The following is a 24,656-nucleotide window of genomic DNA, read 5'->3' as shown; positions in this document are numbered from 1 at the left end:
TCTTAGTTATAGTTAATAGTTAATATTTTAAGCTTTCTGGATGCTGTCCCCATTTTAAATTCGGCCGTTTCGCCAGCTTTTTTTCCGGTTAAAGCTCTTGCGATTGGGGCTACAAAAGCTATTTTTTGTTTTTTTATATCGGCTTCGTCCACACCTACGATTTGGAATTTTTGAGTAAATTTTTTTTCCAGGTCCATAAACTCTACTACCGCACCAAATCTCACTTCGTCCTGCGCCTGTTCCTTAGGCTGAATAATGCGGGCAGAATTTATTCGTTCGTTTAAAAGATTTACATTTCCGTCTATCACTGCCTGTGCGCGCCTGCGTTCCATTTCATTTTCGGGATCCAAAGCTGCTCTTTCCTGCTCAAGTTGCTTTTTTTCCTCCAGCAATTCTTCCATTCCCACAGGCGTTACATAATTGGTAACACCTGCCGGTAATGCCGCTCTGGGCGGTATAATTGGTGCTTCTTCCTGATCTTCTTCTTTTACAAATCCTCTGCTCATTTCCTCATTTTTCTCTAAATATTAACAATATACTCAAATTTTAAACATCCTGAAATCTAAAGTTCTACAGAAAATAACTTATCCTATTCAGATTTGCTATTTTAGCCGCTTCAAAAAGGTGATGCTGAATTTCAGGTTGTGAATTTAAAGCCGATAATATGAAAAATTTACTGGTCATTGGATATGTATGGCCCGAGCCTGACTCTTCTGCTGCGGGAAGTCGAATGATGCAGCTTCTGGAGTTCTTTTTAGCTGAAAATTACGAGATTACCTTTGCCTCCACTGCTCATAAAACGCCTTTTATGGCAGATTTAAAGGAATTAGACATTTTAACTGAAGAAATAGCCGTAAATGACCCAGATTTTGACCGTTTTTTATACAAACTGAACCCGGAAATTGTTCTTTTTGATCGTTTTATGATTGAGGAACAATTCGGCTGGCGTGTCGAGAAAATTTGTCCCGATGCTATAAAAATCCTGGATACCGAAGATTTACATTTTTTGCGCAATGCCAGAATGGAGGCTCAAAAATGGCAATTATCGGCAAAGAGTATTTATATGGACTCAGATTTGACCAAGCGGGAAATTGCAGCTATTTACCGTAGCGATCTGAGTTTAATTATTTCTGAAGTTGAGCTGAAAATCCTTCAGTCTGATTTTAGGATTAGCAAAAATATTCTGCTGTACCTTCCTTTTATGCTTAACCCTGTCTCTGAAGAAGAAATTCAGCAATCTCCTTCATTCAATAACCGCAGTCATTTTATAAGCATTGGAACTTTTAAGCACAAGCCTAACTGGAATGCCGTTCTTCAGCTTAAACAGCATATCTGGCCACTAATAAGAAAAGAACTTCCTGAAGCCAGAATCTACATTTACGGTTCTTATCCCACTAAAAAAGTACATGATTTGAACAGTCCTGAAACCGGATTTTTGGTAAAAGGACGTGCCGATAGCGCTCACGAAGTAATGAAAAAAGCGCGGGTTTGTCTTGCTCCCCTTCAGTTTGGAGCAGGGCTAAAAGGTAAATTTATAGATGCTATGCGCTGTGGAACTCCAAGTGTTACCACCAGGATTGGTGCCGAAGGAATTTCCGATGGGAATATTTGGGGTGGTTTTATTGAAAATAACAATGAAGCTTTTGCAGAAAAAGCAGTTGAGCTATATAGAAACAGGGAAGTTTGGGAAAAGGCCCAAAGCGATGGATTTTCGATTATAAATAGTCGTTTTCCTAAAGAAATTTTTGAACAAATTTTCCGCGAAAAGCTGCAAAAAATAAAGAAGCAGCTTATTTATCATCGCAAATCTAATTTTATTGGCGCTATGCTAAGGCATCATTTACACAAAAGCACCTTTTTTATGTCCAAGTACATCCAGGAAAAAAATAAGAAAACCGCCGACTAAGAGCCGACGGTCCTCACACGAAAATGAACATTTTAGAAACGTCCAGTGCCTGCAAAGGTTAAACTACCTGTGCGCTTTTATTTTGAATAAAAAGTTTCTCGTTTAGTTTTCTTAAAGTGGCAATCTTGTTTTGCGTATCTACAAGAAGGGAAATATTATTATTGCTACCCCCGTAGGAAATCATACGTACAGGAATATCGTTTAAAAGCTCAAAAAGCCTGTAGGTTTGTTTGTCTTCTATTACAGATTCTCCTACAATACAAATAATACTGTGGTTTTTCTCCACGGTAATTTCTCCGTAAGAATCCAGTTCTTCAAGGATTTTATCCAGGTTGCGATCGTCATCAATAGTCAGGGAAATCGCAATTTCTGAAGTGGTGATCATATCTATGGCCGTTTCGTAATTGTCGAAAACATCAAATATTTTCCGTAGGAATCCGTGCGCCATCAACATCCTGTTGGATTTAATTTTGATTGCGGTAATACCGTCTTTTGCTGAAATTGCTTTTAATCCTTTCTCTTTTGCTTCAGGAGAAATTCTCGTTCCCTGCGAGTCTGGCGTAAAAGTATTTTTCAGGAAAATTGGAATATCCCTGTCGATTACCGGGGAAATCGTCTGTGGATGCAGGATTTTTGCTCCAAAATAAGCCAATTCCGCGGCTTCCTCGAAGCTTAATTCTGAAATCCGATGCGTGTTTTCAACATAACGCGGATCGTTATTATGAAGTCCGTCGATATCTGTCCAGATTTGTACCTCTTCAGCATTTATAGATGCTCCAAGGATCGTTGCAGAATAATCACTGCCTCCTCTTTTAAGTGTACTAATCTCGTTATTTTTATCTATCCGTACAAAACCCTGAGTGATATAGATGTCACTCTCTGGTTTACTTTTTATTAATCTGGTAAACCGCTCCCCTACTGCCCTTGTATCAGGATTTTCGAGGTTGCTAACGTACATAAATTCCTTTGCGTCCAGCCATTGATTCTGGATATTAAGACTTTCCAGGTACTTCGAGAAAATATAGGTAAGCATGGTTTCCCCATAGGTAACTGTTTCAGAATATATTTTTTCTGAATAAGCATTTCCTGAAGTCTGCTTCAGCTGTGCAAGAGTTTCATTTATAAAGGCAATTGTAGAACTCCGGATTTCTTGATCCTGGATGAGCTCATTAATGGCCGATTCATGACGCTCTTTTAACCGCTGAATAATTACATCTATTTCTTTTTGGTCTCCGCTTTTAATAGCTTCAGAAATAGAGACCAGCTCGTTAGTTACTCCAGACATTGCCGAAAGAACCAGCAATTTTTTACCATCTTTAGACTGGATGATATTTTTTACATTATTTATACTTTCTACGGAACCTACAGAAGTTCCTCCGAATTTCATTACCCTCATGGTCAAAAATTTAATGCTGCATAATTAGTTTTTAAAGCCCTGCAGCGAAAAAAAATGCATGATTTTATATACATTTGTACAAAATGTGTAATATTTAACAATGAAGACGATTACTACCTGTGTTCACGACATTATAAAACACCAGCCATTTCTTGACGATGCAATGGCCCGTGACATTGTAAATTTTAGCGGACTCGCAGCAGATATACAACCTCAGGTTGAAAAAGAAATGCGCAAACCGGTAAAGCAAGGTTCCATTATTATGGCGCTGCGAAGGTACGCGCCCAAACGTAGCAAAGTGAATATGAAGGCGCTTCGGGACCTTGGGGATATCGTAGTGAGATCTGGAATAACAGAATATACTTTTCTTAATTCCAATACAATAATTTCCAACAAAGCCAGGCTCCTGGAAGCGGTTAAAGACAAAACAGGTGTTTATTTAAATTACTCCAGCAACTATCAGGAAAGTAACATTCTTGTTTCTTCATCATTAACCAGCCTTGTTGAAGATTGTTTCAGGAACGAGGTAAGGGTAACCATAAAAGAGGAATTATCCTCCATTACCATTGCTTTACCTAAAAACAGCTCCCAAAGTGTGGGAATGTATTTCTACATTTTTAAACTTCTTGCTTACGAAGGCATCCCTGTTTTTGAAATGATATCTACGTCCAACTATTTCGCCATATTCCTTGAAAAAGAATATGTAAACAAAGCATTTTTATTAATGAATGAGATCAAGGAATAGAAGACTACCAGTAACCAAGAAATACCCCTGTAGCTGCAACTGCTGCTATTAAAAGAATTAAAACAATAGCAATAAAAATTCCGCCAAAGCGCGTTTTTTTATTGTCTTCTACTATATAATCTTCGGTGTTGTGGTTATACTTGTTTTTGGATTCCATGTGTGGTTGGTTTTAATTGATTTTGTACCACCAGATTTCATTCTGAAAATTCATTGGTAGCACCAGTTCATTTTTCTTTTCAAGAAACAGAATATCTCCTGAGCTTTTGTCTGAGGAGATAATTTCCTCTTTCTTGCCATCGGTATTTATCCTGTAAATTTTTCCTGTTCCCCAGTCGGAAATATAGAAAGTTTCATTATCGATTTTTTGTACTCCGTCAAGGTTTCCAATGCCCTTAGAAGATATTTTATGAATTGACTTATCATCAGGATTTATCATCAAAAAATTCCCAGGCTTATTATCGCTTCCCCAGGCAGATGCGTAGAGTTTTTGATTTCCAAACAGTAGTCCATTTACATATTCCAAATCTTTTGAATCTAACCATTCGGTTACCTGCCCGGAATCTGTGTCCATTTTATAAATAGCACTTTTTCCACTGTCGGAAATATAAAGATCCCCATTATCGTCTATGGTAATATCGTTCAGGGATTTGGCACTCTCTACTTTAATAGTTTTGGAGATTTCCCCTTTGGCAATATCCATTTCAATAATTTCAGTATTATTGGTAACATACAACTTATCCCCTTTCACTAATAAACCTTTGGGATCTTTTAAGCCTGTAATCCATTCTCTTGTTTCAATCGATCCATCTTCTGCAAGTCTGGAAATAAATCCGTCCCCGGGTGCATCATCGGCCATATTGGAAACATACATGTAATTATTTAATTCATCAATTACAACAGATTCCGGATGGCTAAAACCTTCAACTTTCTTTATAAGACTGGCTTTATCTTCCTGTGCAGAAGAAATTACTCCGAAAAGAAGAATTGTTGCTGTTGAAAAAATTGACTTTAATATCATATTATTTTTTTGGAGATCTAATATACAGAAAAAAGATGCTATCTCCATAAAACCTTTCATACCTAAAGTTTTCCTAAACATCTTTAGAGCTCCAATTTCTTGTTTAATTTTATCCCATATCTAGATTAAACTATGAAAAATATAATAAGAGCAGTTCTTGCCGGATGGGGAGCAAAAAAACTTGGAGGCGGCTGCGGCTGTATAGGAATAATCGTAGTATTTATTATCCTTTGGTTAATACTGGGAGCGCTTGGCTTGAATTAATTTTTCGCACTATTTATACTCTTCTACAAGTACATTCCATTCCATGGTTTTCAGCACTCCAACCAAAACAGGGTTTAACTCATTAAGAAGTGGGGAATCTTTGGGGAAAGTGTAGCTGTAATAATCTTTTTTAAGTGTTTTTTGTAAAACCTCCAGCTCATCCTGTAACTGATTTTCTTCAATTGCATGTTTTAACATAGGAACATCATAAACAAATAAGGCTGTTTCTTTATTTAGAAGCGCCTCTATTCCCTGCATTTCTGTAAAAACGGTATCTGCTTCAATATTATACAAGTTCAGAAACTCTTCAGAACTGGAATTGGATACGGTGGTTACATTAAAATTCTGCAGATCCTGAACAGAATTAATCTGATCATTTATAGTTCTTGCCGTAAGAGAAGAAGCGATACCTGCAGTAAGGCTGGAAATCATAATTATTGCCATAAACATCCAGATAAAACCTATGATTCTACCTCCTGTTGTTCTCGGGGATTTATCCCCATAACCAACCGTGGTCATTGTAACAGCACTCCACCAAAATCCCTGGAAGATGCCACGTTTCCCGGCACCAAATTCTTCCGGATTTCCCTTTCTTTCAAAAATCCACACCAGGAAACCAAATATAAATATAACCCCCAGGAGGATGAGAATGGCAGAAATAAAGTTCCAGCTAACAATATTTTTAATGTAATTCCAAATTTCAGATTCTTTTCGTTTGGCTATACCTGTATTCGAAATAAAATAAGGCTGGGAAAAATCCAGTCTTTCCATTCTGTTATCTGTAACAGTAATAGGATTAATGCTGAAATCCACTTCCTTATTCTCAATTCCAATAAGTAAATCGTTTAAGGAATTATAAGTTCGGAATTCATATTCAGACTCTAGTTTGTCATTTACAAGGTTCCAGGAGGAGATACTTAACCCCGAATAGTCGCCATTATTTTCTGTAATAAACGGAGGTGCTTCTGTAATGCCAATTATCAACTTCTGGTTAGAAACTGAAGTAGAATCCTGAGCATAATTTTTAGGTGATAAAATAAGTAAGGTGAGAAACAGGAAAAAAAGTGATTTCATAAAAGAAAGCTTGTTATTTTCCTGTAAAGTAACAAAAATCAGGAACAGAGGAAATTGTAGAAGTTCTATTCTGCAGGCTCTTCTTCTTCAACTACGTAGTAAATTTCTACCTTTTTCCTTCCGAAGTCGCGGGCCTTTTGTGAATCTTTTCCCATATAAATGTCAATTTTATTTTTCCACCGGGCATTCATTTTGTCTTTTACCCGAAACTCCCCTTCAAAACCTTCAATTTTCACTCTTGTATCATAATCCAGACCTCTTCTCACTAAATCCCGGGAAACCGCAATAACTTTTTGTCCGGGTTTTAAAGTATCACCCCACGCGGTAATGTTCGCGTCCCCTTCGCCCTGGTAACTCAAAGAATTATAGGCTGAAGCAGTAACAGAAAGTGTATCCCAATTTACATCGGACTCACTATTCCCAAAATCACAAGCTGAAAAACTTATTATCCATGTGATGGCGATCATTCCAAAAACAGATTTCAGGAAAAAAGATTTGAAGTTTTTCAGGTTATACATAATTTCATTTTATAGGCTCCGGACTTTTATACAGTCAAATTCTAATATTCTTTTCCTCATATTTCAAAAGTGCAGATCAATCCCCTAAACAGCTAATATTCAAAATAGCTTAGTCTATTTAATGTTGAAAAAGCACAAAATGGGCATTAATTGTTAAATAACCTCTTCAAATTATATAAAAAAGTTAAGTTTTGCAACTATTTAGCTATAAACAGTATACCGGTTTGGAAGTCCTATAGATAAATGTACCTTTGCAAAATTAAATGGCTGAAGATTAAACAGAAGCCAATTTCATAATTGTAAAACAAAGATATGAGTCAAGTAAAACAGAATGACACGGTAAAGGTACATTACACTGGAAAACTAGCTGACGGGCAGGTATTTGATAGCTCTGTAGACAGAGGAGAACCTATTGAATTCACTCTTGGACAGGGGCAGTTGATCCCAGGTTTTGAAAAAGGCCTTATCGACATGAAACTGAATGAAAAAAAGACTGTAAATATTCCAAAAGAAGAGGCTTATGGAGAGCCAAGGGAAGAATTGGTTCAGGAAGTTGAAAAAAGTCAGTTACCTGAAGATATAAAACCAGAAGTTGGAATGGGACTTGTTTCCAAAGCTCCTGATGGTAGAGAAATGAACCTTGTAGTTAAGGATGTAAAAGAAAATTCTATTGTTGTGGACGGTAATCACCCACTTGCAGGTAAAGACCTTGTTTTTGACCTGGAAGTTGTGGAGATCAAGTAATTTCCACACAATTTTTATACTATAGAGCCCTGCAGTTTTTGCAGGGCTTTTTTTATGTAATAATAACATAAAAAAAAGGGTTAAGGTTATTGTAATTATTTGGCATAGAGAGGATGTCTTTTTATCTTATAAGAAACTAAAAAACAACAATAATGAAAAGACATGCAACAGCCGTTTGGAACGGATCTATAAAAGAAGGAAAAGGAAAAATAAGTACACAAAGCGGAGTATTGGATCAAACCCAGTATTCATTTAAAACCCGTTTTGAAGATGGAAAAGGTACAAATCCTGAAGAGCTTATTGGTGCAGCACATTCCGGATGTTTTGCCATGCAATTGTCGGCTTTTCTTGGAGAAGAAGGCTTTACGGCAGATACCTTATCTGCTAAAAGTGACATTACTTTTGAAGACGGCAGCATCAAAAAATCGCATATTACACTACATGCGGCTATTCCGGATATTGAAAAGAGTAAATTTGAAGAACTGGCTAATAAAGCCAAGGAGAATTGCCCGATTTCCAAACTCCTTAATACCGAAATCACCCTTACGGCAACACTCGAAAAATAAGAAACTGAATTTCTAATTTAAAACAGAAGATGATGGCGACGAGAGATTTAAATTTTGAAACCTTTTCACAGGACGCACACGAATATATTAACTACCTCGCTCAGGAACTGGGACATCCCCAGGAAAAGAGCAGAGTTCTCAAAATTTGGCGGGCGGTAATGCATACCGTGAGAGATCGAATCCACTTTGGAGAATCCCTGCAGGTTATAGATCCTTTAAACACAATTTTTAAAGGTATTTATGTTGAAAACTGGAAGTTTTCTGAAAAGCCACCGCTGGATTACGAAACTTTGGAGGAAATGAAAGATGAAGTTAAGAAGCTTCAGAAGTTTTATGGGGAAGATAATTTCCCATGGGAGAAATCTACGGAAGAAATTATCTCCATAACCTTGAATTCCCTTCAAAAGTTTATGGATCATAATCAGTTAGATCACATTATCGGGCAAATGCCGAAAGAGATAAAAACTTATCTTACAGAAAAAGTTTAACTGACATTATAATTTTAAGAAGGCTGCTCAAAATCGGAATTTCCGGTTTTAAGTAGCCTTTTTTATTTCTCTAAACTTAGCCATGTGGCTTTAAGACTGCCGATAATTGCCATTTTTAGCCCCTCTCCTATTTTGTTATCCTGCACAAATTTCTGATTCACTTCCAGTTCTATTCCTGAATAGTTCTTCGGAAATTTTCTTCGCAAATAGGTCGTAAAACCATCAGCTTTGCCTAAATATGGATAATTATACCTGATTTTTAGCTCCGGTAACTCTTTATTCAGCAACTTTTTAAATAAAACTGAAAAATCCTTCTCTGTAGTCCGGGAGGGATCATATAAAAGGCCAATATCAGCATTACGTTGGACTCCATTCAAAACCGGAGTAAAAGAATGCACCGAAAAATGCCAAATTTCCTCCCCTACTTCAGTATATTCTGAGATTTTAGCTTCCACCGCATTCCGGTATGGAAAATAGTATTTACGGAGGATTTTTTCCTTTTCAGATTTGGACAAAACTTTAGTAAATTCAGAAAATAACTGCGGATGATTTTCAGAACGGTTCACTTCCACCAATAACCTTCCTTTTTTTTGGTACATGCCGAAATTTGCCAATTTTGACACCTTATTATAAAGGTCGAATGCCCCGGGATCATAACCGCGATGCGTTTCTAAAACTTCAGTAGCACCTTTAAACAGATAAAAATATTCCTTGGGAATTGCATTAAAGGCATGCTCGCAGGTCACAACAAGTTTCATGAAGTAAATTGCCTGTTTTGGGCAAGACAGGTCGAAAGTTTTTGATATACATTTTGAATATTCTCTTCAGAATAATCTTCTCCAACAGCTTTTAAAATCCGCGTGGAAAGGCTTCCGTTTTCCAGAAGAAATTCAATGCTTTCTTTGTGGTTTGCCGATATTCTGGATTTTACTCTTTGGTACAATTTCTTCCAGATTTCACCCGCTGTAGCATTTTCCTGAAGATCAAAAACATCCAGATAAGTGGCATTAGTAATTTGGCAATTCTCGGCATTTTTAATCACAACGTTAAAGATTTCCAGCAAATCGTCTTCATGCCACTTTTTCTGGTCCTCTAAAGCAATTAATTGTTCACTTACAAGTAACTTCAGGCTTTCGATAATAAGAATAGCAATAGCAACATCTGCTTTTGGACATTCCTGGATGTCTATCACCCTTATCTCTATCGCATTCCTGTCGAACCTGGCAATTGCTCCACGGGAATTAAGGAAATGATGATCCAGAATATGCTCTATATCATGAGGTTTAATTGCTCTGTTTATAGGCTCAAAAATTTGCTGAAAATAGGATTCTCTGCTAAAAACCTGCTCCGGAACGATCTTTCCGGCCATTTCAGGAATCTCTTTCTGATTGGTTTTATAAACTTCCATTCTGCTGTCCAGGAATCCGGTGCTTTTACCATCGAAAATTGGAGAACTTGCACTTAATGCAGGAATAATTGGAAGCAGCAATCTTACTGCCGCATGCAACTTTTCAAATTCAGCATCATTGAAAAATGGCAAATTGATGTGCATACTTTGCACATTGCTCCAGCCATGGCCGCGACAGTCAAAAATGCGATTGTAAAGCGCATAAATCTTGCTGTAGTTATGTTGCCACAGTTGTGTTTCCTTTTCAGGATTCATTAAAGGATGCGCCGCGGTGGGCAATAATTCAGAATTAAATTCCTTCAGCAAAAGATTTATTTCCTTGATATTTTCAGCAAATTTTTCCGAAAGATTATCAAGATCGGCAGTTGGGCCGTTGGTTTTCAACTCCACCACGTGCGCCACAAGTTCGTTGCTCCATTCGATTTCGCCATTGGAAACATCTGAAGTTAAAGTACCGTTTTTCTTCGTTAAGAGCTTGTCTACAATAGGATTCACCTTAAAAGTTCCTGAATCTACCAGCATATATTCCAACTCGATCCCAAAAACTTCAAATAAGTGGTAACTCATATTTCCCCTTTTTTAAGCCTGCTTTTTAGTGCAGACAGGATTTCGATATAAACCTGATCGCCGTAATAAGCGTCTTCCACGCCAAAATCGATATTAGGATTGTCGTTAATTTCAATCACCATCGGCCTCTTATTGACTTCCTTAATATCAATTCCGTATAGGCCTTTCCCCATTAATTTAGCGGATTTTAAAGCCATTTCAAGAATCTTAGGCGGAACCTTTTCTATAGGAAGACAATCTGCATTCCCATCCTGATCGTCCTTTTTCTCCGCATCCCAGTTGTAAATCTGCCAGTGGCCTTTCGCCATATAATACCTGCACGCAAAGAGCGGTTTATTGTCAAGAATTCCGATTCTCCAGTCGTAATCTGAAGGTGAAAATTCCTGTGCGATCACCAGATCAGACTTTTTCAACATTTGCTGCACCAGTTCTTTATATTCTTCTTCTGTACCTGCTTTTTTTACACCGAAGGAAAAAGTAGAATCAGGTGATTTTAGCACTACCGGTAATCCGGTGATTTCTAACACTTGGTGCGTATTGTTTTTATGAACGATCACAGTTTTTGGAGTAGCAATTCCGGCATTTTCCAAGGCTTCTGCCATAAAAACCTTGTTGCAGCATTTCAGTATCGCATCGGGATAATCTACAAGTGCGATGCCTTCCTGTTGGGCTTTTCGGGCAAATGCGTAAGCTTCGTTATTAACTTCGGTACTCTGTCGGATAAACAGAGCATCAAAAGCAGATAACCTGGAGAGATCCCTGGGCGTAACTATTTCCACATAAAAATCCATTTTTTCAGCCAGTTCTGTAAAGCGTTTTATGGCTTTGGCGTTACTGGGCGGTGCAGGATCATCTTTTTTTACCAAAATTGCCAAATCATATTCGGCTATATTTTGTCGCGGCGTATCATAGCGTTTTTTGGAAAAGTACTGAGAAGCAAATTGATACATACTCTCCTTATGGTCTTCCGGAATTTCGGCTTCAGAAATTGCTTTGATGCTCTTGATATTCCATTTGTTGGTTCGCACAAAATTCACTCTTAAAAAAGGAATCTGAAAATGCCGGTAAAACATGGCACTGAGCTCCTTATACTTCTGTGCTACGTTTTGACCAAAATAAATACTCAGGGTAAATTCTGAAGCTTTTATATTCTTCAGACTATGCTGAATAACATCTTCAAATTCTTCAGAAACAATTTTTACCAGCTTTGGCTCCCGTAGATCCACAATATTCTTTACCGTAGGAATGGCCATGTGGCCTCTTGCTTCAGCTAGAAGCGACACATAATAACCTTTACTCTGGTAAGAATAATCTTTACAAAGATTGAAAATCCGCACCTTTTTTAACCTCGAATATTCGGGATTGGTAAGATATGCCTGGGCAGAAATAATCTCAACATTTTCGGCAAGGACCTCCCAGTTTTCCGGGTGGTTAACCACAATATATTTATTCATTAAATGCTTTAAAATTTGATCAAATGTAGTCGAAAATTTAATTGGTTGTTCACAAAAAATAAGTTAACTAAAATATTCTTCTTAAATTCAGCACCACGCGTAAACCTTAATAAAATATGAAATACAGCTTGATATTATATCTTTTTCTCCTTGTTATTCCATCTTGTTTTTCACAAATTTCAGATGAAGAACAAATGATAGAAAGAGCAAAAAGGATTCATGAGAAAGTCATTACCATAGATACCCACAACGATATTAATATCGAAAATTTCAACAACGAAAAGAACTATACAATGGACCTGGATACGCAGGTAAATCTTCCGAAAATGGAAGAAGGCGGACTGGATGTTTCGTGGCTGGTGGTCTATACCCAACAGGGAGAATTAAATGAGGAAAGATATAAAGAAGCTTACACTAATGCCATGCTGAAGTTTATTGCCATCCATAAACTGGTAAATGAACTGGCTCCAGATACAATAGGTTTGGCAACCACATCAGATGAAGTTCGGAAACTGGTAAATGAAGGTAAAAAAGTGATAATGATTGGGGTGGAAAACGGCTATCCAATTGGTGAGGACATTAGCATAATAAAGAGGTTCTACAATTTAGGTGCACGATATATGTCACTTTCGCATAATGGTCATAATCAATTAAGCGACTCCAATACCGGCGAAGAAAATGATGAATGGTTGCATAACGGACTAAGCGATTTAGGAAAAGAAGTGATTGCAGAAATGAACCGGCTGGGAATGATGATTGACGTCTCCCACCCTTCAAAAGAAGCAATTAAACAAATGTTTGAGCATTCTAAAGCGCCTTTTATCGCCTCCCATTCTTCCGCACGAGAATTAGGAAATCACAGCAGAAATCTGGATGACGAACTGCTGTTACTTTTTAAAGAGCATGGCGGTGTTGTCCAGACTGTTGCTTTTAGCGGTTATGTAGATCCTGAAAAAGACAGCATTTATAATGAAGAAAAAAACATTATTGGCCGGGAAATAGCAAAAAAAATGAATTTTGAAATCCTTGAACGAGACAGTGTAGCCAAATTAGAAGAGAATACAAGAACTGAATATAATGAACAATTGGAACTTGTAAAATCTGTCACCGAAGATTCCATTAAACAGGTTGATAAAATACATCCGGTAAATGTTTCAGATTTTGTGGATCATATAGATTATATGGTGGAACTTATAGGTATCGATCACGTGGGAATAAGCTCTGACTTTGACGGAGGCGGCGGAGTTGAAGGCTGGGACGATGCTTCAGAATCTTTGAATATTACCATTGAACTCGTTAAAAGAGGCTATTCTGAAGAAGAAATTTCAAAGCTCTGGGGAGAAAACCTGCTAAGGGTTTTAGATGAAGTACAGGCCGTAGCAGAAGAACTTCAGAATAAATAAAGATTCAGTTTAAATTCAAAAATTAAAGCGAGGGTCTGAAAATGGCAATTATCGACCCTCTGTTCTTCATCTTACAAGATCTGTAATTCTCATGTGCATTAATTATTAGATTGCCACAGAAAATTTAAAACTCGTCCATCAGGATATCGATCCGTTCTTTTCTTCGCTCAATCCTTTTTCTATGAAAATCGAGATTATGATAAAGACTTATCCTTGGAATGTGACGATGTTCAAAACTATTAGGACCGCCTTTATACCTGAAAGTCCACATATAACCTGCCTGAACCTGGAGGTTTTGATTTATAATATAACCCAGTCCTAAAAAAGCCCTGTTGTCTTCCAGATAATTATAAGTTATAGTTTTACCTGCCTGAATGAAAATTTCTTCATAAAAAGACGCAAATAAGGTTTTATTTACCAGTTTATGGTTATTTAGAGGATAGTATGCACCAAGTTTATACCTGAACCTGTGGGTTAGTTTAAAAGGAGCATCTATTTCATAATCCCTTTTCCATCGCTGCTCAAATCTGAATTGATGGTATAATTTAAGACGGTCAAAAGGTTGTACCAATACAACTTGCTGCCAAAACCTGTACTGGGGAACAACATTATCCTGACCAGCCTGGTCTTGTTCCGGAGCCCAGTAGAACGGCGTAACAATTCCTGCTGTAAGTTCAACTTTCGTGTTCAAAAGATATGTAAGGCCAAACCGCAGATAGACCTGTGCCATATCATCTACAAAATTATTGGTACGTCTAAGGTGATATTCCCCGTAGTAAAAGAATTTTTCGTTAAGTCTGTACTTTGTATAAAGCCCCAGCCACAGGCCTGTGGTGCTTGTAAATTCTTTTGACTCTCCGTAATCATCAGTAATTTCCTGGGCCTGTGCACTTAAACAGAAAAAACCCAGTACAATGAGGAGTATAAGTTTCTTCATGTTACAGGCTGTTAAGTAATTCTACACTATCCTCCAGGGATCCGCTTCTTCGCAATCTCCGCTCCAGCCGCCTTGTATTTTTATCTTCAAGAAAAATGAGCCTGTCCTGTATGCTGTAGGCAAGCTGAAGATCCTTTAAAACAGCCGTTAGATCTTGATAATTACTACCTGCACGTTCAATAAGACCTTCGATTACCTCCTCGGTTACGTAATTATACAAGCGTTTCTTCTTTCTTACCGGCACCTGGTCACTATAAGTAAAAGGATCAAAAGTCAATTCGGTGTACAATTCATCTGTTTCCTCCCTTCGTTCAGCTATATTTTGAGCTGTTCCAAAAATTTCTTTAAGAAGTTCTATTTCTGCCAATAAATCTGTTGCTGTAGCTGTTCGGGCTCCAATATCTTCTGATTCATTAAATTCCTCCAGTTCCTGCGGATAAATCTGCTTATCAAAATAAATTTTAATTTCGTCCAAAACCTTGTCCTGCAACCCGTATCCAGAAGGAATTCTGTACAAACTATCAATTTCCGTTTTTCCTGCTGAAATACTATCACTAAATGCTGAAATCTCCCTATCTATTTCAATACTTTCAATCCTGTTTGAGAAAGCCTGAAGAAGGGAATCTGCCACTTCATTTCTGTCTTCAAAATTTTCTACAATAAAGTGCAGGAAATTATTTCCTTTTTCCTCGGGCGAATAGTTAAAAATCGTCTTTTCACCATCTATGCTCACCGTATCTGTAGAAAGTAGATTGTAAGCATAATCCACCAGCAAGCCTTCCCGGTTGTAATATTCAATTTGTTCTCTGGAAAGAATATTTTTCCAAGGTCTTATGTATTCTTCTAATCTGTCCTGTTCTTTTGCCCATTTCAGAAAAACCTGCAACTCCCGATCCTGGACCAGTTGAATATTATCTATCCTCAAATTATTTAACTGCTGCAGTTTATTCCGGAATTCTGCCTCTGTTTCTGTCCACTTTGAAAGATCATTTCTTTCATCTGAAGATAATGGATAAAATCCGCGGTTAGCTCCTAAAGGAAGTTGTTGTGTAATGTCTAAGTTGGAATCATATTGAAATATTTCCTGAAGGATCATCGTCAATACATTCTTTCCTTTTTCCTGTTCTTTTATATATAAAGAAGTTCTGGGATAGCCATCGCTAAAATTCAGGCTTAAAGGTTTCCCGGCTAACTCTACTTCACTCTCTTCATTTTGCAGGAGCGCCTTAAGTCCTTCGCTTAAAGGAAATTCAATTTCATCAACTACAGCGTTCTCATTTTTTTTAACTAATTCCAATAGAATTCCCTGATCATAGGTCCTCTCCTCCTGAGTACTATCTTTAAAATAATTAAAATTCCATACTCCCTGCATCAGCCCGTTTTCTACCTGGCCATCAACAGCAACAATATCCATCTCTTTATCTGCTGCAAAAAATTCAAAATCCCCATGAAGTTTACCCTGCACTATACTAGATTTGAAATACTTCAGCCGCTTTTGGAAAGTTTCATTTTTATACAAATTAGCCTCCAGTAGAATTTCATTTACCGGTATTCCTTCTTCATAAGTTATATTTAGATTTTCGTCTACTGTATGAACTGAGTAATCGGGTCCTTCATCAGAAATATCTACTATTTCAATATTGTGAGTTTTGGTTTGATATATCCACTCTCCCTGCTTAACATTATGAACAAAATCACCTTTTCTTAAAGTAGAAAATGCCTTTGCGCTGGAACTATCCTGTTTCTCCTGTCTGGTAAAGGTAAAATTACCGTGTTTAACCCTGTTCCCTTCTTTGTCCAGATAGTATTCAAACCGTGCGTTTCCAGTTACTCCCGGAGAAATCTGGTAAGTACTGTCGTAAGTCTGGGTTTGCTGCGCAAAGGAATTAGAATGGCTTAAGAAGATTATTACTCCCGTTAAAATAAATTTTAATAGTGTTTGCTTCATATTTATTATTAATAAAGCCCCGAGTCACGAGGCCTTTTAAAAACTCTCTTCCCTTTGAACAAAGACTATTCCGAAGAGGAGGAGCAATTTTACATAAAATATTTAGCAATGGAAAATTTCGGCAATTATTATAAAGTTATGGAATTTTAAAGTTCTTAACTACTATTCTTATATATAAGCACATGTTTAGCTTCATAAATTGTTAAATTAGAAAATATGGTTCAGCACGTTTTAAAATTTTTTCAGAAGCTATTTATGGAGGAATTATGGAATCCTATCACAGGTGTGGAAACATTCCCCAAAATAAATTATTACGGCCAGCTCAGAATTAAATGGATTTTCAGTAAAATCTTTACTTCTTCCTCTTCTTTTTATCCCACCAAACATAGGCTATAAAAAGAATTAAACTTATAACAGAGCCCCATAAGAGACCGGTTTTTAATCCCTCTGTACTTCTTCCAATAACTGCGATGTAGAGAATAAGGGGAGCGATACCAGCTAAAGTAGCACCAATAAATTTCCAATAACCCATTTTAAGTATTCCTCCAACAAAACTGATGGCATCATTGGATAAAAAAGGATTTAACCTGGTAATAAAGACAGCCCAAAAGCCGTAATCATCCAGGAAATCTGCTACTTTCTGTTCAGATTTTTGTCCAATAACTTTTTCAACAATTACAGGTCCAAAATACCTTCCAATAAAATAACCCACGGAAGAAGCTGAAAACACAGCTGCAAAAACAATAATACTACCATAGATTGGTCCATAGGCTATAATCGAGACCACCATTAGCAACAGGGTGGGAATCACAAGCAGAAACATTTGTGCTATCATCGTAAGAATAAGGATAACAGGACCAAACCAGCCAAACTGGCTTACCCAGGTCTTTATACGCTCCTGGTCATCACTTGTTAATACATTCCAGGCTTCATCTAAAAAATTCTGTACCCCCGGTATAAAGAAATAACTTAGAACGAGACCAATAACAATGGCCAAAGAAATATATAAAGGTGCCTTACTTTTTTTTACGCTTGTAGTTTCTATTTGATTACTATCCATATATTAATTAGTATTATTCAATTCTACTTCCAGAATATTGGCCGGTGCGCGGCGACTTTCGTTGGAAATATAAAGTGTACCCGCGGAATCAAAAGTTAATCCTTCCGGCTGCTGAAATTTTTCTGGATCCAGAAGATGTATTTGCTTTAAATCTCCCTGCGGATTAAAAATCATCAACTTTGGTTGAAAACCATCCAGAATATAAATTTCTCCAGTAATGGGATGAATTTCTATTTCAGAAGGTCTTATTATTTTTTGAGCGCCTCTTCCTTTTATTGTTCCAAAAATACTGTCCCGGGAATTAATAATAAAGAAAGGTTGCTCATCCATCTTCATCGTATCCAGATCAAAAGAGAAAATTCCTTTATATGCAGGATCTGCCCTTTTAGTCTCCTTAATGGTAAGTAATAACCGGTTATTTTTAGAATCCAGGGCAAGACCTTCCACATCTTCCTGGTCTAGCGGGGTCTGATATTCATTGACTATAAGATCGTCTTCTGTAAAATTGAGTACATGAAAAATCCTGCCGTCACTTCGCATCACAAATGCATTTTTAGCATCAACAGCAACAGCTTCATAATCTCCAGGACCGGCAAACTTATATTCAGAAACTACTCTGGAAGTAGAAATGTCGTATATAAAAATTATCCCATCCTCATCCTGAATGCACGCAATTCTATTATCTCCAATCCAGCTTAAGCCTGAAACCTCTTCCAGTTCATCTGGCAAATCCCAACGCTGTTTTATTTCATAAGTCTTTTCGGAATCGTCAAAGGAAATGTACGCTGTGTCTTTAAACACGAAGTAGAGAATCGCTGCCACTGCCATTATTGCGGCAATTATCCAAAGCACAATCTTCGTCATAAGAATTATTTTCGTGTTCAACCGACCTCTATTGTCAATTTTCCCTAAAATATTCATTTACATAACGACCCCAAAATCATTAACATTATTTTGCCAAATCAAAGATCGGAAAAGAGGATCAAAATTTTTTGATGAACTTCAGGCAAACCACGTATTGTTAATTAAAAGTTAAATTACTACTATTTAATACATAGTACTGTCACAATTCTAAAGATGAATAGTCTCTTGTATATAACCTTTAAAATATTAGATATGAAAACTTTAGAAAACATTGCAGGATTTAGAGAAGGAGATCTTACTCACAGAAAATCATTTTTGAACATTCAGCAGCCTTCTAACAGGGGAAGCTGGTATAGCCGCAGACGCTACAACTAAAAAACATTCATCAATCAAAAACAAAAGTCAGCATGAAAACTTTAGAAACAATTATTCAAAATTCAGCAAAATTGTGGGATGGAAATTTAACTCACAGAAAACCTTTTATGAGCATCAGGCAAATTCATAAACACGAAATTTGTATTAACAGAAGATGGTCCTGTGTCTGAATTAAAATTAGCACCATGAAAAATCCTCTAACATAGCCGGGACAAAACAAGTCACCGGCTATTTTCTGCTCTTCTGCCCTATTTCACCCTATTCTAAAATTTAGCTTAAAATGAATTTATATTTTGGAAGTATTCGTTTATTTGTAGCAGTTTCAGATTATTATGCTATCAAAATTAAAAATGTCCCCCAAATTAAGGTGGGCCTTGATTATCTTATTAAGTCTTCTCGCGCTGGCGCTACTATTTTTCTCCAGTATTTACTTTGGAATGTGGGGAAAAATACCTTCTACCGAAGAACTGCGGAAACTTGAGCAAAGTAAAGCCACCCAAGTATTATCTTCAGAAGGAGAATTAATTGGAAAATTCTACATCTTCGACAGGCAACCCATTACTTTTAAAGAACTACCGCAACATCTTATTGAAGCGCTAATAGCCACTGAAGATGTCCGGTTTTTTGAACATGATGGTATTGATAACCGCAGTCTGTTGCGGGTGTTTTTTAAGTCCATTCTTTTACAGGATGAATCTGCAGGAGGTGGAAGCACCATTACGTTACAACTCGCGAAAAATATCTACGGAAGAAAGGATTACGGTGTCTTTGGGATCGTAATAAATAAAGTTCAGGAAGCAATTATTGCCGAAAGACTGGAGGATATCTATAGTAAAAATGAAATCCTTACCCTCTATTTTAACACCGTTCCTTTTAGTGACAATACATACGGAATTGAGAGTGCTTCAATGAAGTTCTTCAACAAACATACTTCAGAATTAAGTCTTGAAGAAGCTGCGGTTTTAGTTGGAATGTTGAAGGCTTCCCATTCTTATAATCCGCGGATTTTTCCAGAAAGGAGCAGGTTGCGCCGGGATGTCGTGCTAATGCAAATGGCCCGGTATGGCTATCTTTCCGAAGAAAAAGCTTTGGAAGCAAAAAGAAAAGATCTTGTGCTGGATTACCGTAATTACAGCAACAACAAAGGGCTTGCCCCATACTTTCGGGAACAGGTAAGAAAAGATGTAAGCAAGATTCTGGATACCCTCAAAAACATTGAAGGGCAGACCTATAATATTTATCGAGACGGGCTCATAGTACACACGACCTTGGACCATAAAATGCAAAAGCTGGCTGAAGAAGCTATGCGGGAGCATATGGTGGATTTACAGCAGCAACATGAAGCTTCTTATGGCGAGAATGCACCGTGGCTGCAAAACAAAAGCATCCTTGAAGACGCTGTAAAAAGAACTGAATCTTATCAGAAAATAAGCAACAAAGGTTTTAGCCATCAGGAAATCATGCAGGAGCTGCAAAAAACAAAACCTACAGAACTCTTTAGCTATGATGGTTCAACCACAAAAAACGTGAGTGTTATCGATAGCCTGTCTCACTATTTAAAATTCCTCAATGCAGGAATGCTGGCCGTACAACCCGAAACCGGAGCAGTCCGTGCTTGGGTTGGTGGCGTGGATTTCAGATATTTTAAATATGACCATGTTTCGATGAGCAAAAGACAGGTAGGTTCTACTTTTAAACCAATTGTCTACACTGCTGCCCTCGAAAACGGAATGGAACCCTGCACGTACTTTTCTGCGGAAGAAGTCACCTATGAAAATGGATGGACACCGGCAAATTCATCTGCCAGTGATGATCCTCACATGAATTACAATCTGAAGACTGCCCTTAGCACTTCCATGAACACCATAGCCGTAAAAGTGCTTATGGAAACAGGCATAGGGAATGTAATTAACGAAGCGCGACAAATGGGAATAGAATCTGAGCTCCCAGCAGTACCTTCTATAGCATTAGGAACGGCTTCTTTAAACATTGAAGAACTCACAGCAGCTTATACCAGCTATGTAAATAACGGAAAGCCCAGTAAACCTTATTATATCACGAGGATAGAAGATGGAAACGGAAATCTCCTGGCGTCTTTTGAGCCAAAAGTTGCCCGTACCCCTGCTTTTAGCGAAACTACCAGGGAAGTTATGCTGAATTTTATGCAGGCGACGGTAAATGAAGGAACAGCGACGCGGTTGCGATCTACTTATGGATTAAACAATGACATTGCGGGCAAAACCGGAACCACTCAGAATAACAAAGATGGTTGGTTTGTGGGAATTACTCCGAAGCTAGTGGCAGTGACCTGGGTTGGAGCAGATGATCATCGTATAGGCTTTAGAAATACGAGGATTGGCCAGGGAGCAAATTCTGCATTGCCAATTTTTGGCAGGCTCATGCAAAAAATGAATCAGGATCCATATTTCAACACTATCACTAATGCGCGTTTTGCGCCTGTGTCTTCTGAAGTGGCTGAGATGCTGGATTGTGAGGAAAAGAAGCGTGACGGCTTCTTAAAACGCCTGTTTTCCGGTTCAGATAAGGAAGAAAAGGCAACTTCAGAAGAAAAAAAGGAGAAAAAAGGCTTTTTTAAACGTTTATTCGGTAAAAAAAATAAAGATTAAAGGGACATCATCAAAATGACAATTTTCATCCTACTGAAAATTTTCCGATTGACTTTCTAGATTACTTAAAATTCATTAAAAGGCCGAAATTTGCCATTTTTGAATGGTCTCTTAAAAATAGCTGCTTCCGAAGAAATTTTAGAATTCCTTATTAATTTCCATTCTTAGTTTTCGGGAATAATCTTCTTCCAGCCAGTCCCTGTAATTCTTGGTACTTTTACTAATACAGTAAGAATACTGCTTAATCCTGGAAGAAATATCATCTTTGAGCTCTTTTGCAAGAATTCGGGCATCAAAAACGTCTTCGCTGTTCTCTACACACATTTTAACGTGCTGCTCCATGGACCAGTCCAGTACGGTTTTGGATTTTAAGCCTTTCTTAATCACCTCATCGTAGGCATTTTCCACATCGTAATCCACGTCTTCAGAATTGGCAAATTTCTCACGCAATTCAGGTGGCATCTGGTATTTAAATTCCCTTTCAATCTCTTCATCACTTAGAAGATTTTCGAAATAGAAATCTGGGGATCTAAAAATCTGCTTCCAGTCTACGGGAGCGCTCCAATTTCCAAAACGGGCAAGGTTGTTTCCAAGATCAATCACATTAAATTCCTTTTTTCCCGGCAGCACCCTGGATCCCCGGCCAATCATCTGGAAGTAAAGCGTGAGGGATTTGGTTGCACGGTTAAGAATAATGGTGTCTACGGTGGGTTCATCAAAACCGGTGGTAAGAATACTTACAGAAGTTACAATAGCATCTGGTGTATGCTTAAACCATTTAAGAATGTCTTTCCTGTCCTGTTTACTGGTGGTATTGTCCAGGTGCCTGACTTTAAGTCCCGCGTTTCTAAAAGTTTCGTAAACTTCAATTGAAGTATTGATTCCGTTATTAAAAATAAGGGTTTTCTTTCCTTTGGAACGTTCCATATAGGCATTAAGCAGCTTCTCCTGCATCGAGAAATTGGAGTACAATTCTTCTGAAGATTTTACAGTATAATCTCCATTCATACCAATTTTAAGTCCGGAAAGGCCAACGTTGTAGCTAAAGGTTTTTGCTTTGGCCAAAAAGCCTTTTTCAATTAAAGAAGTAATGGAATCCCCTACTATAAGTTCCCGATAATTATCCTTCATGGGAAGCTTGATGTTGGAACTTAGCGGAGTTGCTGTAACTCCAAGAATAAAGCACTTCTCAAAAAACTTAAACAATTTTCTGAAGGAGTTGTAATGCGCTTCATCAATAATCACCATCCCGATATTCTTCAAATCCAGCTTCTCATCGTGAAGACGATTATTTAATGTCTCCACCATCGCAACAAAGCACATAAAATCTTCCTGGTCTGGAAGTTCTTTTACTTTGCTGTTTATGATTTTGTTGCGAACACCAAAATCGGTAAGCATCTTAGAAGTCTGCTTACAAAGTTCTATCCGGTGTGTAAGAATTAAAACCTTCTTTTGGGTACGCTGAATGTATTCCCTTACAATTTGTGAGAAAATAACGGTCTTCCCTCCTCCTGTAGGAAGCTGATAAAGTAGATTATAATGCTCTGGGTGCTCATCTATAACCGCAAAAATCTTTTCAATATCTTTTTGCTGATAGCCATACAGCTCTTTATCTACTTTTTTATTTTCAATTCCAAATGTTCCGGTCTCCATAGGTTGTATTAAGTATGCAATTTTGCAAAAATAACAGATTTTTAAAGTAATATAAAATGATTTAGACAAAATAAGATTTTAATTTTTGTGTATGCAGTTTCCAAATTATATCTAAATTTATGATAATCAATACAGTGATAATCTGTAACATTTTATTCTGAACTCTGTCTTCTTTAGAGAAGGAATATTATTATACATTTCCCCCCGTCCCTGAATTTTAATTCATAAAATATGAAGGAAAACGGTATGGATTACACGCGTTATAGGAAGTCTCTGCAAGATTGCCAGTTACTTTCTAAGATGGATGATGCCACCTTTACAAGTCTCATTTCCCTTTTTAATGAGGAAAAATGGCCAAAAAATACCTGTTTTGTAAATGAAGATAAATTCTTGTGTAAATTTTACATTATCCTAAGTGGGAGAGTAAAAATGTACCAACTCCACGAATTCAGCTGTAAAGAAGTAACTTTGTTTTTACTTACCAAAGGCGATTTTATCGATCTTTTTTGTCTCCTTGATGGCAGCAGACATATGGCTTACTACGAAAGTCTTGATGAAGTTAAAGTTTTGGCTGTACCTATGAAAAATTTACATGAATGGCTCCAAAAGCACCCGCAATATTACATTAATCTTTTATCCTATGCAGGAAAACAGCTGCGTATGCTGGAGGATTATATTGCCGATGTAATATTTACAGATATTTCTACAAGATTATTAAAGCTCCTGATAAGTAATGTAAATAAAAGTTCAAATAATTTAGAGTTGATCAATGACCTGTCCAATAAGGAAATTGCATACCTAATAGGTTCCACAAGGGCCGTTGTGAATCGGCATATTCAAAAGCTGAAGCAAAATGGATCCCTTCATGCCTCCAGGGAGAATCTTCAGATAAACAATCTTCCACTTTTAATAAAAATGCTGGAAAATAAAAAATAAATATCCGCCTCTAAAATAATCAGGATGTGCTACTTAGGTAGTTTTTAAAAGTGTGGAATGAGCATACATTTACAATTCATTTAAAACTACCAATTATGAAAAATTTGATGACTTTTTTGATTTTAACTTGTTTCTTCCTCTCTATGGATGCTCAGATTATTAAACTGGAAGAAACTAAAGTTAAGGCAGCCAATTATGTTCCTGTATATTTTCAGCAGGACAGTGAAGGTTTTATTATTCCGGAAAGATTTGATAGTCAATTTGAAATAGATGCTCTTGGGTTCGTTTTTAATAATTTTAATATGAAGGACTATATAAATGGTAATTTAATCGAAGAATCAGATTCTTATGAAGTTACATTTAGGAATCGTAAAGGATTTTTACGCGCTAATTATGACGATGAAGGAGCTATGGTTAGATCTTCTCAAAGATTTACCCAAATGGCTTTGCCCTACGAAATTAGAAATGAAATTTTTTCTCAATACCAGGGATGGGACATCACCAGGAGTACTTATATTGCAAGAGGCACAGGTGACAAGATTGACAAAGGTTTTTACAAAATACGAGTAGAAAATGGGTCTCAAAAGAAAAACATTAAACTTTACACTACGACATCTTCCAGCCAAACCTCGAAAATTGCCGTAGCGACCAACTAAAAGTTTTTTATCAATCAATTTGAATAGGTCTGAGAATAAAGAGGGTACT

General features: G+C 37.2%; 25 protein-coding genes. 11 read left to right on the top strand and 14 right to left on the bottom strand.

Going from position 1 to position 24,656, the window contains the following annotated elements; translation table 11 throughout:
- Positions 1-2: 2 nt before the first annotated feature.
- Entirely contained in the window at positions 3-506 is a 504-nt protein-coding gene (locus RM549_RS10025) for a GreA/GreB family elongation factor (protein ID WP_311684321.1), read from the bottom strand.
- 158 nt (positions 507-664) lie between these two features.
- Here RM549_RS10025 and RM549_RS10020 point away from each other — a divergent pair, with 158 nt between their 5' ends.
- Positions 665-1,906 (top strand): glycosyltransferase, encoded by a 1,242-nt coding sequence (locus RM549_RS10020; RefSeq protein WP_311684320.1) that lies wholly within the window; start codon positions 665-667, stop codon positions 1,904-1,906.
- Between the two features lie 58 nt (positions 1,907-1,964).
- On the opposite strand, the gene RM549_RS10015 is transcribed toward RM549_RS10020, so the two are convergent.
- Positions 1,965-3,302 carry an aspartate kinase gene (locus RM549_RS10015; protein ID WP_311684318.1) on the bottom strand — a complete coding sequence of 446 codons (1,338 nt, stop codon included), beginning with the start codon at positions 3,300-3,302 and terminating at the stop codon, positions 1,965-1,967.
- Positions 3,303-3,402: 100 nt separating this feature from the next.
- Between RM549_RS10015 and RM549_RS10010 the strand changes: the two genes are divergently transcribed.
- Complete coding sequence (locus RM549_RS10010) at positions 3,403-4,047, top strand: hypothetical protein (RefSeq protein ID WP_311684313.1); 645 nt, start codon at positions 3,403-3,405, stop codon at positions 4,045-4,047.
- 4 nt (positions 4,048-4,051) lie between these two features.
- Here RM549_RS10010 and RM549_RS10005 read toward each other — a convergent pair whose 3' ends face one another.
- Positions 4,052-4,204: a hypothetical protein gene (locus tag RM549_RS10005; protein WP_311684311.1), complete on the bottom strand. Its 153-nt coding sequence runs from the start codon at positions 4,202-4,204 to the stop codon at positions 4,052-4,054.
- A 12-nt stretch (positions 4,205-4,216) separates the two neighbouring features.
- The gene (locus tag RM549_RS10000; RefSeq protein WP_311684309.1) at positions 4,217-5,065 is read right to left on the bottom strand and encodes an SMP-30/gluconolactonase/LRE family protein; all 849 of its coding nucleotides are present in this window, start codon (positions 5,063-5,065) and stop codon (positions 4,217-4,219) included.
- 132 nt (positions 5,066-5,197) lie between these two features.
- On the opposite strand from RM549_RS10000, the gene RM549_RS09995 reads away from it, so the two are divergent.
- A complete protein-coding gene (locus tag RM549_RS09995; RefSeq protein ID WP_311684307.1) occupies positions 5,198-5,329 on the top strand; it encodes a hypothetical protein in 132 nt (43 codons plus the stop codon).
- A 9-nt stretch (positions 5,330-5,338) separates the two neighbouring features.
- Here the strand turns inward: RM549_RS09995 and RM549_RS09990 are convergent, their stop codons facing one another.
- Both RM549_RS09990 and RM549_RS09985 read right to left on the bottom strand, forming a co-directional pair.
- Positions 5,339-6,403, bottom strand: coding sequence for a transporter substrate-binding domain-containing protein (locus tag RM549_RS09990; protein WP_311684303.1), 1,065 nt, complete (start codon positions 6,401-6,403; stop codon positions 5,339-5,341).
- Positions 6,404-6,468: 65 nt separating this feature from the next.
- Positions 6,469-6,921 carry a 3D domain-containing protein gene (locus RM549_RS09985; protein WP_311684301.1) on the bottom strand — a complete coding sequence of 151 codons (453 nt, stop codon included), beginning with the start codon at positions 6,919-6,921 and terminating at the stop codon, positions 6,469-6,471.
- 312 nt (positions 6,922-7,233) lie between these two features.
- On the opposite strand from RM549_RS09985, the gene RM549_RS09980 reads away from it, so the two are divergent.
- The 3 genes from RM549_RS09980 (at position 7,234) to RM549_RS09970 (ending at position 8,719) form a co-directional block, all read left to right on the top strand.
- On the top strand, positions 7,234-7,665 hold the full coding sequence (locus RM549_RS09980; protein WP_311684298.1) for an FKBP-type peptidyl-prolyl cis-trans isomerase: 432 nt from the start codon (positions 7,234-7,236) through the stop codon (positions 7,663-7,665).
- Positions 7,666-7,817: 152 nt separating this feature from the next.
- On the top strand, positions 7,818-8,231 hold the full coding sequence (locus RM549_RS09975) for an OsmC family protein (RefSeq protein ID WP_311684295.1): 414 nt from the start codon (positions 7,818-7,820) through the stop codon (positions 8,229-8,231).
- A 29-nt stretch (positions 8,232-8,260) separates the two neighbouring features.
- On the top strand, positions 8,261-8,719 hold the full coding sequence (locus RM549_RS09970) for a DUF2267 domain-containing protein (protein WP_311684288.1): 459 nt from the start codon (positions 8,261-8,263) through the stop codon (positions 8,717-8,719).
- Positions 8,720-8,781: 62 nt separating this feature from the next.
- On the opposite strand, the gene RM549_RS09965 is transcribed toward RM549_RS09970, so the two are convergent.
- Genes RM549_RS09965 through RM549_RS09955 form a run of 3 tightly spaced genes read right to left on the bottom strand, consistent with a single transcriptional unit; the run spans position 8,782 to position 12,148 of the window.
- A complete protein-coding gene (locus tag RM549_RS09965) occupies positions 8,782-9,477 on the bottom strand; it encodes an N-formylglutamate amidohydrolase (protein ID WP_311684286.1) in 696 nt (231 codons plus the stop codon).
- Positions 9,474-10,694, bottom strand: coding sequence for a carboxylate-amine ligase (locus RM549_RS09960; RefSeq protein ID WP_311684284.1), 1,221 nt, complete (start codon positions 10,692-10,694; stop codon positions 9,474-9,476). The genes RM549_RS09965 and RM549_RS09960 overlap by 4 nt, the downstream gene beginning before the upstream one ends.
- Positions 10,691-12,148: a RimK family ATP-grasp domain-containing protein gene (locus RM549_RS09955; protein ID WP_311684282.1), complete on the bottom strand. Its 1,458-nt coding sequence runs from the start codon at positions 12,146-12,148 to the stop codon at positions 10,691-10,693. The genes RM549_RS09960 and RM549_RS09955 overlap by 4 nt, the downstream gene beginning before the upstream one ends.
- A gap of 116 nt (positions 12,149-12,264) precedes the next feature.
- Here RM549_RS09955 and RM549_RS09950 point away from each other — a divergent pair, with 116 nt between their 5' ends.
- Positions 12,265-13,551 (top strand): dipeptidase, encoded by a 1,287-nt coding sequence (locus RM549_RS09950; protein WP_311684280.1) that lies wholly within the window; start codon positions 12,265-12,267, stop codon positions 13,549-13,551.
- 124 nt (positions 13,552-13,675) lie between these two features.
- Here RM549_RS09950 and RM549_RS09945 read toward each other — a convergent pair whose 3' ends face one another.
- From RM549_RS09945 to RM549_RS09930, 4 genes are all read right to left on the bottom strand, one after another.
- Positions 13,676-14,488, bottom strand: a complete 813-nt coding sequence (locus RM549_RS09945) for a DUF2490 domain-containing protein (protein ID WP_311684278.1) — start codon at positions 14,486-14,488, stop codon at positions 13,676-13,678.
- Position 14,489: 1 nt separating this feature from the next.
- Positions 14,490-16,436, bottom strand: coding sequence for a hypothetical protein (locus RM549_RS09940; RefSeq protein WP_311684276.1), 1,947 nt, complete (start codon positions 16,434-16,436; stop codon positions 14,490-14,492).
- A gap of 352 nt (positions 16,437-16,788) precedes the next feature.
- Positions 16,789-17,496 (bottom strand): TVP38/TMEM64 family protein, encoded by a 708-nt coding sequence (locus tag RM549_RS09935; RefSeq protein ID WP_311684274.1) that lies wholly within the window; start codon positions 17,494-17,496, stop codon positions 16,789-16,791.
- A 3-nt stretch (positions 17,497-17,499) separates the two neighbouring features.
- Entirely contained in the window at positions 17,500-18,360 is an 861-nt protein-coding gene (locus tag RM549_RS09930) for an SdiA-regulated domain-containing protein (protein WP_311684272.1), read from the bottom strand.
- A gap of 252 nt (positions 18,361-18,612) precedes the next feature.
- On the opposite strand from RM549_RS09930, the gene RM549_RS09925 reads away from it, so the two are divergent.
- Both RM549_RS09925 and RM549_RS09920 read left to right on the top strand, forming a co-directional pair.
- Positions 18,613-18,735 (top strand): hypothetical protein, encoded by a 123-nt coding sequence (locus RM549_RS09925; RefSeq protein ID WP_311684270.1) that lies wholly within the window; start codon positions 18,613-18,615, stop codon positions 18,733-18,735.
- Positions 18,736-19,085: 350 nt separating this feature from the next.
- Complete coding sequence (locus RM549_RS09920; RefSeq protein ID WP_432264711.1) at positions 19,086-21,362, top strand: transglycosylase domain-containing protein; 2,277 nt, start codon at positions 19,086-19,088, stop codon at positions 21,360-21,362.
- 138 nt (positions 21,363-21,500) lie between these two features.
- On the opposite strand, the gene RM549_RS09915 is transcribed toward RM549_RS09920, so the two are convergent.
- Positions 21,501-23,015 carry a DEAD/DEAH box helicase gene (locus RM549_RS09915; protein WP_311684266.1) on the bottom strand — a complete coding sequence of 505 codons (1,515 nt, stop codon included), beginning with the start codon at positions 23,013-23,015 and terminating at the stop codon, positions 21,501-21,503.
- A 231-nt stretch (positions 23,016-23,246) separates the two neighbouring features.
- Here RM549_RS09915 and RM549_RS09910 point away from each other — a divergent pair, with 231 nt between their 5' ends.
- Together RM549_RS09910 and RM549_RS09905 are read left to right on the top strand one after the other, a co-directional pair.
- Entirely contained in the window at positions 23,247-23,951 is a 705-nt protein-coding gene (locus RM549_RS09910; protein WP_311684264.1) for a Crp/Fnr family transcriptional regulator, read from the top strand.
- A 95-nt stretch (positions 23,952-24,046) separates the two neighbouring features.
- Entirely contained in the window at positions 24,047-24,607 is a 561-nt protein-coding gene (locus RM549_RS09905; protein ID WP_311684262.1) for a hypothetical protein, read from the top strand.
- Positions 24,608-24,656: the final 49 nt, after the last annotated feature.

This window comes from Autumnicola patrickiae (genome assembly GCF_031846525.1).
GTDB lineage: Bacteria > Bacteroidota > Bacteroidia > Flavobacteriales > Flavobacteriaceae > Autumnicola > Autumnicola patrickiae.
Note: the sequence above shows the minus strand (reverse complement) of the source record. Positions and strands in the feature narration are given on the sequence as shown.

Excerpts from the sequence above, each read along its gene's own strand:
- RM549_RS09905 (WP_311684262.1), top strand. The coding sequence starts at position 24,047 with ATGAAAAATTTGATGACTTTTTTGATTTTAACTTGTTTCTTCCTCTCT.
- RM549_RS09910 (WP_311684264.1), top strand. The coding sequence starts at position 23,247 with ATGAAGGAAAACGGTATGGATTACACGCGTTATAGGAAGTCTCTGCAA.
- RM549_RS10010 (WP_311684313.1), top strand. The coding sequence starts at position 3,403 with ATGAAGACGATTACTACCTGTGTTCACGACATTATAAAACACCAGCCA.
- RM549_RS10015 (WP_311684318.1), bottom strand. The coding sequence starts at position 3,302 with ATGAGGGTAATGAAATTCGGAGGAACTTCTGTAGGTTCCGTAGAAAGT.
- RM549_RS09920 (WP_432264711.1), top strand. The coding sequence starts at position 19,086 with ATGTCCCCCAAATTAAGGTGGGCCTTGATTATCTTATTAAGTCTTCTC.
- RM549_RS09955 (WP_311684282.1), bottom strand. The coding sequence starts at position 12,148 with ATGAATAAATATATTGTGGTTAACCACCCGGAAAACTGGGAGGTCCTT.
- RM549_RS09925 (WP_311684270.1), top strand. The coding sequence starts at position 18,613 with ATGAAAACTTTAGAAAACATTGCAGGATTTAGAGAAGGAGATCTTACT.
- RM549_RS10020 (WP_311684320.1), top strand. The coding sequence starts at position 665 with ATGAAAAATTTACTGGTCATTGGATATGTATGGCCCGAGCCTGACTCT.
- RM549_RS09935 (WP_311684274.1), bottom strand. The coding sequence starts at position 17,496 with ATGGATAGTAATCAAATAGAAACTACAAGCGTAAAAAAAAGTAAGGCA.
- RM549_RS09945 (WP_311684278.1), bottom strand. The coding sequence starts at position 14,488 with ATGAAGAAACTTATACTCCTCATTGTACTGGGTTTTTTCTGTTTAAGT.
- RM549_RS09965 (WP_311684286.1), bottom strand. The coding sequence starts at position 9,477 with ATGAAACTTGTTGTGACCTGCGAGCATGCCTTTAATGCAATTCCCAAG.
- RM549_RS09990 (WP_311684303.1), bottom strand. The coding sequence starts at position 6,403 with ATGAAATCACTTTTTTTCCTGTTTCTCACCTTACTTATTTTATCACCT.
- RM549_RS09930 (WP_311684272.1), bottom strand. The coding sequence starts at position 18,360 with ATGACGAAGATTGTGCTTTGGATAATTGCCGCAATAATGGCAGTGGCA.
- RM549_RS09995 (WP_311684307.1), top strand. The coding sequence starts at position 5,198 with ATGAAAAATATAATAAGAGCAGTTCTTGCCGGATGGGGAGCAAAAAAA.
- RM549_RS09960 (WP_311684284.1), bottom strand. The coding sequence starts at position 10,694 with ATGAGTTACCACTTATTTGAAGTTTTTGGGATCGAGTTGGAATATATG.
- RM549_RS09980 (WP_311684298.1), top strand. The coding sequence starts at position 7,234 with ATGAGTCAAGTAAAACAGAATGACACGGTAAAGGTACATTACACTGGA.
- RM549_RS09975 (WP_311684295.1), top strand. The coding sequence starts at position 7,818 with ATGAAAAGACATGCAACAGCCGTTTGGAACGGATCTATAAAAGAAGGA.
- RM549_RS10000 (WP_311684309.1), bottom strand. The coding sequence starts at position 5,065 with ATGATATTAAAGTCAATTTTTTCAACAGCAACAATTCTTCTTTTCGGA.
- RM549_RS09970 (WP_311684288.1), top strand. The coding sequence starts at position 8,261 with ATGATGGCGACGAGAGATTTAAATTTTGAAACCTTTTCACAGGACGCA.
- RM549_RS10005 (WP_311684311.1), bottom strand. The coding sequence starts at position 4,204 with ATGGAATCCAAAAACAAGTATAACCACAACACCGAAGATTATATAGTA.
- RM549_RS09915 (WP_311684266.1), bottom strand. The coding sequence starts at position 23,015 with ATGGAGACCGGAACATTTGGAATTGAAAATAAAAAAGTAGATAAAGAG.
- RM549_RS09940 (WP_311684276.1), bottom strand. The coding sequence starts at position 16,436 with ATGAAGCAAACACTATTAAAATTTATTTTAACGGGAGTAATAATCTTC.
- RM549_RS09985 (WP_311684301.1), bottom strand. The coding sequence starts at position 6,921 with ATGTATAACCTGAAAAACTTCAAATCTTTTTTCCTGAAATCTGTTTTT.
- RM549_RS09950 (WP_311684280.1), top strand. The coding sequence starts at position 12,265 with ATGAAATACAGCTTGATATTATATCTTTTTCTCCTTGTTATTCCATCT.
- RM549_RS10025 (WP_311684321.1), bottom strand. The coding sequence starts at position 506 with ATGAGCAGAGGATTTGTAAAAGAAGAAGATCAGGAAGAAGCACCAATT.